The sequence below is a fragment of the Agrobacterium sp. MS2 genome, assembly GCF_003261015.1.
Classification (GTDB): domain Bacteria; phylum Pseudomonadota; class Alphaproteobacteria; order Rhizobiales; family Rhizobiaceae; genus Agrobacterium; species Agrobacterium pusense.
In genome coordinates, this window is the sequence record NZ_QLNF01000052.1 from 1 (window position 1) to 8,213 (window position 8,213).

General features: G+C 58.0%; 2 protein-coding genes. One reads left to right on the plus strand and one right to left on the minus strand.

Annotated elements, in window-relative coordinates:
- Window positions 1-57 precede the first annotated feature (57 nt).
- Window positions 58-228 carry a hypothetical protein gene (locus DOU54_RS27475; RefSeq protein WP_193603365.1) on the minus strand — a complete coding sequence of 57 codons (171 nt, stop codon included), beginning with the start codon at window positions 226-228 and terminating at the stop codon, window positions 58-60.
- A gap of 105 nt (window positions 229-333) precedes the next feature.
- Between DOU54_RS27475 and DOU54_RS15360 the strand changes: the two genes are divergently transcribed.
- Window positions 334-8,213: choice-of-anchor A family protein (locus DOU54_RS15360; protein ID WP_146617377.1), on the plus strand; the 7,880-nt coding region annotated here is incomplete at its 3' end.

Here is an 8,213-nt window from a genome sequence, read left to right on the forward strand (position 1 = left end):
ATTAACCAGCTACCCGAGCCGGAAACTCCATTCTTCCAGAGCCCAAAAAGTCTCAAATCATTCGACGACGGACATGCCATTCAGTTGGTCGTTACGGACAGCGACGGAAACAGTGATCTGACGCGCCTGGATTTCGACACCGGTATTGCGCCGCCGGTTGCAAATGCGGGCTTTGATAGAAGCGTCGACGTTGGCGAGACTATTCAGCTTGACGGCTACCGTTCCCAAGATCCCGCCGGCCTTGAACTCACCGCGAATTGGCGCCTCGTCTCTCGCCCGGCGGGAAGCGTCAGCGAACTCGTCAGTTCGACACCGATCGGCCGGAAATCTCTCGTGGCCGACGTCGAAGGGCTCTACATTGTTGAACTCGCGGTAACCAACGGCACGACGACAGGCAAGGATATTGTAATCATATCCGCCGGCGCGCACGGATCGCAGAATGTTGCGCCGGTCGCCGAGGCGCGTGCGGACGGCCTTGTCGTTCCCGGGCATTCCCTCGTGCTCAATGGTGTCGCCAGTTCCGATCGGGACGGCGATAGGCTGTCCTATCGGTGGTCGATATTAAGCGCTCCCGCTGGCAGTGCAGCACGGATCATTGATGCTAATACGGTATTGGCCGACTTTACGCCCGATCTGGCTGGCGAATATCTTGTTCAGCTGGCTACGACAGACGGTATCGACACGTCTTTCGACACGATTGTGATCTCAACCGAACAAAATCCGCCAACGGCAATTGCGGGTATCGATCTGGTCATGCCCACCGATCGGGTTGTTTCGCTGGATGCCGGCCGTTCCTCAAGTCCGGCCGTTGCGTCGTGGCGATGGTCGATGCTTGGGCTCGGCGATGACAGTGCTGTCCCGGCGGTGACCATTTCGACGCCGGACGAACAGACAACCGCTGTCAATTTCAATGCCGCTACCGGAACCGCGACCGAGGGGCCTGCCTCAGCCTTTGGCAAATATGACTTCATTATTTTCGAGAACTCGGACTCGCAGTCCCAGGTTTACGGACGCGCGCTTATTGGCGGCGACCTGACGGGGCAATCGTCTGACTATGCCAATGGCCTTGGCGGTACGGCAAGCGGCACGGATGTTCTGGTTGTCGCAGGTAACGTCGCCGGCGGCCCGAAGAATATCAACAATGGCGGAAATGTCCGCGTAGGTGGAGCGGTTTTCACTAACATCAACCGGAACGGGGGCGGCACAATCGTCAACGATCCGACGGTCTCCGCAGCGCGCGCGCGCGCCGATCTCAGCGCTTTTTCGCGTAATCTCGCCGCCATGCAGGCAACCGCGCCGATCTCTCTTCCGGGGTTTCAACCGCAGGGCGTCACCCTCAACGCCGTCGCTGGCGATGACGGGGTCGCCGTGTTCACGATCGCTGACGGCAACAGCCTGTTTGGCAATTCGAAGGTCCAGAGCATCAACATCAACCTCAATGGTGCCGATGCCGTGGTGATCAACGTCGGCGGATCAGCCATTAATTTTGACGGCGGCAACTTTGTCGGCAGTTTCAACAACGCGACGACGCGGGGCAAGGTGCTTTGGAATTTCCATGAGGCGACCAACATCCTCCTCGATCGCGGTTTTTCCGGTTCCATCCTCGCGCCTTATGCCCATCTGGAAAATCGCAGTCAGTTGAACGGTGCGGTTGCAGTCAAGAGCATCTCTCATCGCGGCGCGGTCATAACACCCGGGTTTACCGCGCATGCTGTCTTTGCCTCTCCGGTCAAGCAAGTTGATACGGCCGTCGTTCAGATCGGCGTCGCGGGTGAGGGTGGGTTCCAGTCGTTGGATACGCTTCTCGTTACGACTGGCAACATCGCACCCCGCGCGGAAATCTCGGTCACTTCCGGCTCCGTCACTGCCGGTACGCCAGTAATCTTGAGTGCGGCGACATCCTCGGATGCGAACGGAGATGCTCTCTCCTACCGTTGGTCGCTTCTCTCCCGGCCTGAAGGCAGCGCCGCGACCTACGACAATACCAAGGGACTTACAACGAAGTTCACGGGCGACAAGCGTGGCATCTACGTCTCGCAAGTGATCGCGTCGGATGGCGTGCTGGAAAGCTGGCCGGCGGTGACCGCCATCGAGGTCCCCAATGGTGCGCCTGTCATTGCCAGCGACGCGGTGACGCAGGCCAAAACACAAAAGGCCTATGCTTATCTTCCGGCCGCGATGGATGTGGACGGCGACACTCTCACCTGGACGCTTGTCTCCGGGCCTGCTGGCATGACAATCGATCCCTCCAACGGTGCGCTCGCATGGACCCCGAAAGAGGTTGGTACCGTTAATGTTTCTATTTCAGTCTCCGACGGTTTTGGCGGCTCAAGCCGGCAAGCATTCGTTATCGATGTCGAGCGGGGCGGCAACGTGCTGCCGCCGACGATCCGGCCAGTGGAGAATGTAAAGGTTCGTCCGGGTGAGATGGTTTCCATCACTGTCAGCGGCTCTGATCCCGAAAACGCTTCGTTGACTTACTGGTCGGCGGGTCAGCCGCCCACAGCCCGCTTCGATGCGGCAAGCGGCGCGTTCCATTATATCGCCCGCGAAGCCGATATCGGCGTCCAGGCCGTGACATTCGCTGTAACGGACGGTCTCCATACGGCTTCGACCGGCATGACGATTACGGTCGAGCCGTGGCCTGAAAGCGATCCGACGGTTCTGTCGGGTATCGTGCTCGACGCGCAGGATTATGCCGCCGGTGTCACGACACCGGTCGTTGGGGCCAGAGTGAGCCTGCAAGGGGTGAATGCGACAACGGGAGCAAATGGTCGTTTCTCTTTCACGTCACTCACACGTCACGGCGATTTCACGCTGGCGGCCGATGGCAGAAACGCGACGCCTGCCGTCGATGGCAAAAAATATGGTTCATTCCGTAGCGCGGTGACCGTTTACAGGAACAGCTCAAACGCGCTTACAGCACCCATCCTGCTCAACCGGCTCGGCGATGGCGAGACGCAGTTGACGGAGGTTGACGACAACCTGCCGCCGAACCTGCGGTCGTGCCGGGTTTTCCGGGCCGATATTGGTAACGGTGCCAGCATCGCCCTGTCCGCCCTCGGGTTGAGGAGTAATGATCAGCTTGTCGCGGGAACGCAGGCGGTTGTTTGGGCCGCCAACACCCAGACGGCGCAATATAGCCGCGTGGCGACCGGAACCGTAGGACCTGATGGTTATACGATCACCGGCCTTACCGGCTCGGTTTCGGCCGGCACTAACCTTTTCGTGACACCGCTTCCGGTTGAGGGCAACGTCTCCTCGCAGCAGCCAAAGGCCAAATATACCCCTTCGCTGCTTGGCGAAGGCAATCTTCAGAACAGCTATTCCCTGCCGGCATATACTTCTCTCGGACAAGATCGATCGCTGGGCTTCGTCTATAACTCCGTGACAGCCGATCCCCGCCCGATCATTTTGGCCGACGTCGTGATCCCAGCGGAGACCACGCTGAGCAGTAAGCTGGAAGCTGAACTTTATATTGGCGGGCAGAAGGCGCCAGGCGTCGTGGTCGTCGATTTGACTGCAAGCCAGACGGGTAATGGGTCGATCCCTGTTCAGGGGACGTCCTCCAAGGTTTCCCTTTCCATATCCTTCGACGCGCGCGCCCTGCCAACCGGACTGCACGATTATCAGCTCTATGTGTTTGCTGGGCATCAATGCTCGGCGGCGGCGTCGGTCGTCTCTGGGGCGGTCTTTGTGAACAATCGTTCCGATAGTCCCTATGGCGCAGGATGGAAACCCTCCGAGTTGCAGCAATTGCACAAACAGCCGGACGGGTCGGTTGCGATTGAAGAACCCAATGGCGGCCTGACGCGATTTGAAGAGGAAAAACTGGTTTCTCTCAGTTCTCCCGAGCTGTTCGAGCTGTTCGATCCGGAGCGTGCCGAAGTTGCGGATTTGGACAAGGACGGTGATCTCGATATTGTCGTAGCGGAAGGTCAGACTGGCAATCTGCTAATCTATCGAAATGATGGTCCAGGCATGCGCACCTTCACCGGTCCAGAACGGATCGATGCGGGCGAGGCCGGTCGCGCCAGCAGCCCGGGTAACGAGCATTATCCTGACACAAACGATGTCGCGGTCGCCGATTTCAATCAGGATGGCCTTACCGATTACGCGACATCGCACCAATATAGCAATGTTGGCAGAATCCATTTCCAGCAGACCGACGGCACCTACAAGCGTCTCGATTTCTCGACCGGACAGTCGACGTCCGTTGGTTCCGGCGATTTTAATGGCGATGGAATTCCCGATGTCGCTTTTGGCCTTAGCTACGGAAATCTTCGGGTCTATCTTGGTCCGGTGACATCTACCTCCAAGTCGATCGACATTTCCGCGGGCTACGACCATTGGGACATGGATGTGGCCGATTTGAACGGAGACGGTTTCGACGACATCGTCGTCGCAGCCGTCGGTTTCAACCACGTTTATTTCGTCTACGGCTCCAGCAGCTTCCAGACGACGCGCGTCGTCAGAAACATGGCGCTTTCATTGTCCACCTCCGGGCTTCAACAAATCATTTCCGCCGGTGACGTGGATGGTGACGGGCAGATGGAGTTGGCCGTCGCGGGACCGACACGATTAGCCGTGCTCGAGCCCGTGAAAGATGGAACAGGCAACTACCGTCTCCTCAGGTCTCTTCCCCTGCCAAACTCAGGAAGTCCGGAATCCGTCTCGATCAAAGACGTCTTCAACGACGGCAAGGCGGAGGTCATGGTTGTCAACAAGACATCACGCCTGTTCGTCTACGATACGAACTCGCTTTATGGCAGCGACGCGCCGCGTCAGCTTGAAATAGGCGGTTCCGGCGACGACACATTAACGGTGGCCGATTTCGACCGCGATGGAATCCAGGATTTTGTCCTCTTTTACGCGAGCCCCAAAAAGGGAATTCCGGACAATCTTGCCGTTCACTTCGGAACGGGTGAGCATTCGGGCAATTTCATAACCCCGCCGACGGAGTTTTCAGGCATCGTCCGAGGCAACGACGGAACCTACCGCCGTACTTATAAGGACGGTACCGTTGCCATCTTCAACCCCGAGGGCTTCCAGACAGCGGTTATAGACAGTAACGGCAATACCACCGCTTATGACTATGCCGAGGGCCGCCTCGTCACGATTACCGATCCTGCCGGTCTGAAGGTGGAGATGAGCTATGCCAACGAGCGGTTGGCGCGGGCCGTCTATTCGGACGGCCGCGTCTCGACTTTCGAGTATGACCAGACCGGAAATCTTCTCGGCGTGACCCAGCCCAATCTTGCCTTGCCACAGACTGTTTCCCTGCCGAACGGTGAACAGGTTCATCTTGTAGCCGAAAGCTCGAGCGGCGGAAGTGGGTCGACCTATGCCTATCAGGGGGCTAGCGTCACAGTCGGCAATACGAAGATCAGCTATAGCTATGATGCCAATGGCAAAATGATTGCCTCCATCGATGAACGGGGCAAGGCAGTCACCTACAACTACACCGCGGCCGGGCGGCTGCAATCCAGTACCTTGCCTGATGCTTCAAGTGTTTCGGTCGATATTGCCAAGACTCTCGGTCTCGCCACTTTCGGCGTCGATCTTGGTGCTCCCTCCGCAACGAAACATATTTCGCCGGAGGAGCGCACTGTTAAACTCACTGACGCGAAGGGAAATAAGGCCGAGCAGGAGGTGAATGAATGGGGCGCCGTGGTTCGGACCAAGGATCCGCTGGGCCGCGAGACCATTTTCACGCGTAACGCCAACAATCTCGTAACGAGAATCGAGGCACCAAGCGACGCTTCCACTGGCAACAGGCTTGTTACCGAACTTGTTTATGACAACCGCGGCAACGTCACTTCGAAGCGGGAGGCAGTCGGTACACCGCTGGAGCGGACGCTGTCCTACGAATATGAACCAAAGTTCAACCGCGTCGTCCGCATGGTCGATGCTGCGGGTAAAGCTACGCAATATCAATATGATGCCAAAGGAAATCTGACACTTCAGACCAATCCCGATGGTACGTCCCAGGCATTCACCTATGACGCCCGTGGTCTGCGTCTGACCATGCGGGACGAAAGAGCGAATGTTACGACCAACGCTTATGATGACTATGGACGGTTGATCTCTGTCACTGATCCGAAGGGAGCTATGACCAGCTATACCCGGGATGCTGCCGGCAATCCGTCCGTTACGGTTCGGGGCAATGGAACGCCCGAGCAGCAGATTGAGCTTGCTTTCTTCGACAGCAAAAACCGACGGATTTTCTCCATCGACGGGGAGGGAGGCCAAAACGAGATTGTCTACGACGCTGCTGGCAACGTTGCCAAAACTGTTGATGCAACGAAGATCTCCGTTTTGAATATCTATGACGACCGGAGCCGCCTCTCGAGTATCGCGGACCCGGCGGCCGGCACGACATCCGTCATTTATGACGCGAACGACAATATCGCGGCGATAACGGCTGCCGACGGCGAGAGAAAGACGCTCGTCTACGATGCGGCAAACCGTGTCAGCGAGATGACCGATGCGCTCGGTAATGTCAGCCGTATGGCTTATGACGTACGTGACAACGTCATTGCGGTCACTGATGGTCGAGGCAACACCACAACCTTCGCCTACGATGTGTTGGACAGGCTTGTTTCCCGAACGAATTCCGCGGGCAATGTCTGGACCTTCGAATATGACCTGCGGGACTACCGGAAGACGGTCGTCAAGCCGGATGGAACACGTGTCGCCTTTGAATATGACGCTCTCGGGCGGTTGATCGCTGCCAGTGCCACCGATGAAGCTTTATCCAAGCGCCGCTTTGCCTATGACGGTGCGGGAAATCTCATTTCCGCTAGTGTTGGCGATGAGGCCGCCGAACAGCTCTCGTCGGTATTCGGATACGATCAACTGGACCGGATCATTTCCGAACAGGCCAGCGGGGTGCGGTTCCCCTCCTGGAGCTTCACTTACGAATATGACGCTCTCGGTCGTCGGGTCGTCCTGCGCGACGCTGCGGGGTCTGTCACACGGTACCTCTATGACAAGGCCGATCGGCTTTCCGGTATGACGCTGCCTTCGGGCAAGGCGCTCGGTTTTTCGTCTGACGCGGCGGGCCGGCGGACGGATATGCGCTTCCCGAACGGGTTGTCGCTCTCGGCTCGTTATGAGACGCCGTCTGCTGGCGGATCTGGCGGATCTGGCGGAATGACGGGTCGCCTGTCCTCTGTCGCACATGGTCTTGAAGCCGCTGGCGCGGGTGGGTCTTCCCTCAATCAAAAACTCGGAACGGTCAGCTACACCTATAATGTGAAAGGTGACATTACCGGTATTGCCGAAACCGCCACACCACCGCGCATTCGTAACAGCAGCTACGACGCGATCAGCCGCCTCGTATCGGTTACCAATGGCGACGGCGAGTTGGTGGAAAGCTACACGCTTGACGCAGAAGGCAATCGCCTGACCTCGCATATGTCGAAGCTGCACCTGACGGATCCGGCCAACCGGCTTGTCGATGACGACCGGCATCAGTTCGAATATGACGTCAACGGCAACCTGATCCGCAAAACCGTCAAGGCGAGCGGATTGACCTGGCGTTATGGCTATTCCGCTTACGACGAGCTTGTTCTGGTAAGCCGTCATGCCTCGGCCTCAACCGGGGCGACAGCTGAGTTGACGGTGAGCTATCGTTACGATGCGCTGGGTCGTCGGCTGTCGGAGCGACGACAGGATGCGAGCGGAACGGAAACATCGTTCAGGAGCTTCCTGTATGACGGCGAACATGTTGCGGCCGAAGCAGCCGTTGATGGCGCAGGTGTTGCAAGCGAACCGCGCCGATACAGCCATACCGATGGCGTAGACGATCTTGCCGGCATCACCCTTGCTGCCGGAGCGGGTGGGGTTCCGTCATCCACGGCAACCGCGACCGGCGCGAATGCTCCGTCGGCATCTTCTTATTACGTCCATACCGACCACCTCGGCTCGGTTCGGGCTGTGACGGACGATGCCGGATCAGTTGTGAACGAATATAGCTACGACAGCTATGGTCAGCCGGAGAGGGCAGTCGAAACGGTGCCGCAGCCGTTCCGCTTCACCGGTCGGGAGTATGATCAGGAGACGGGCCTATCCCACTATCGTTCACGCGCCTACGATCCCTCGACCGGCCGCTTCCTTCAGGAAGATCCGATCTGGTTCGAAGCCGGTGACCTTAACGTCTATCGCTATGTCTGGAACTCGCCCGCCAATTGGACGGATCCAAGTGGAAT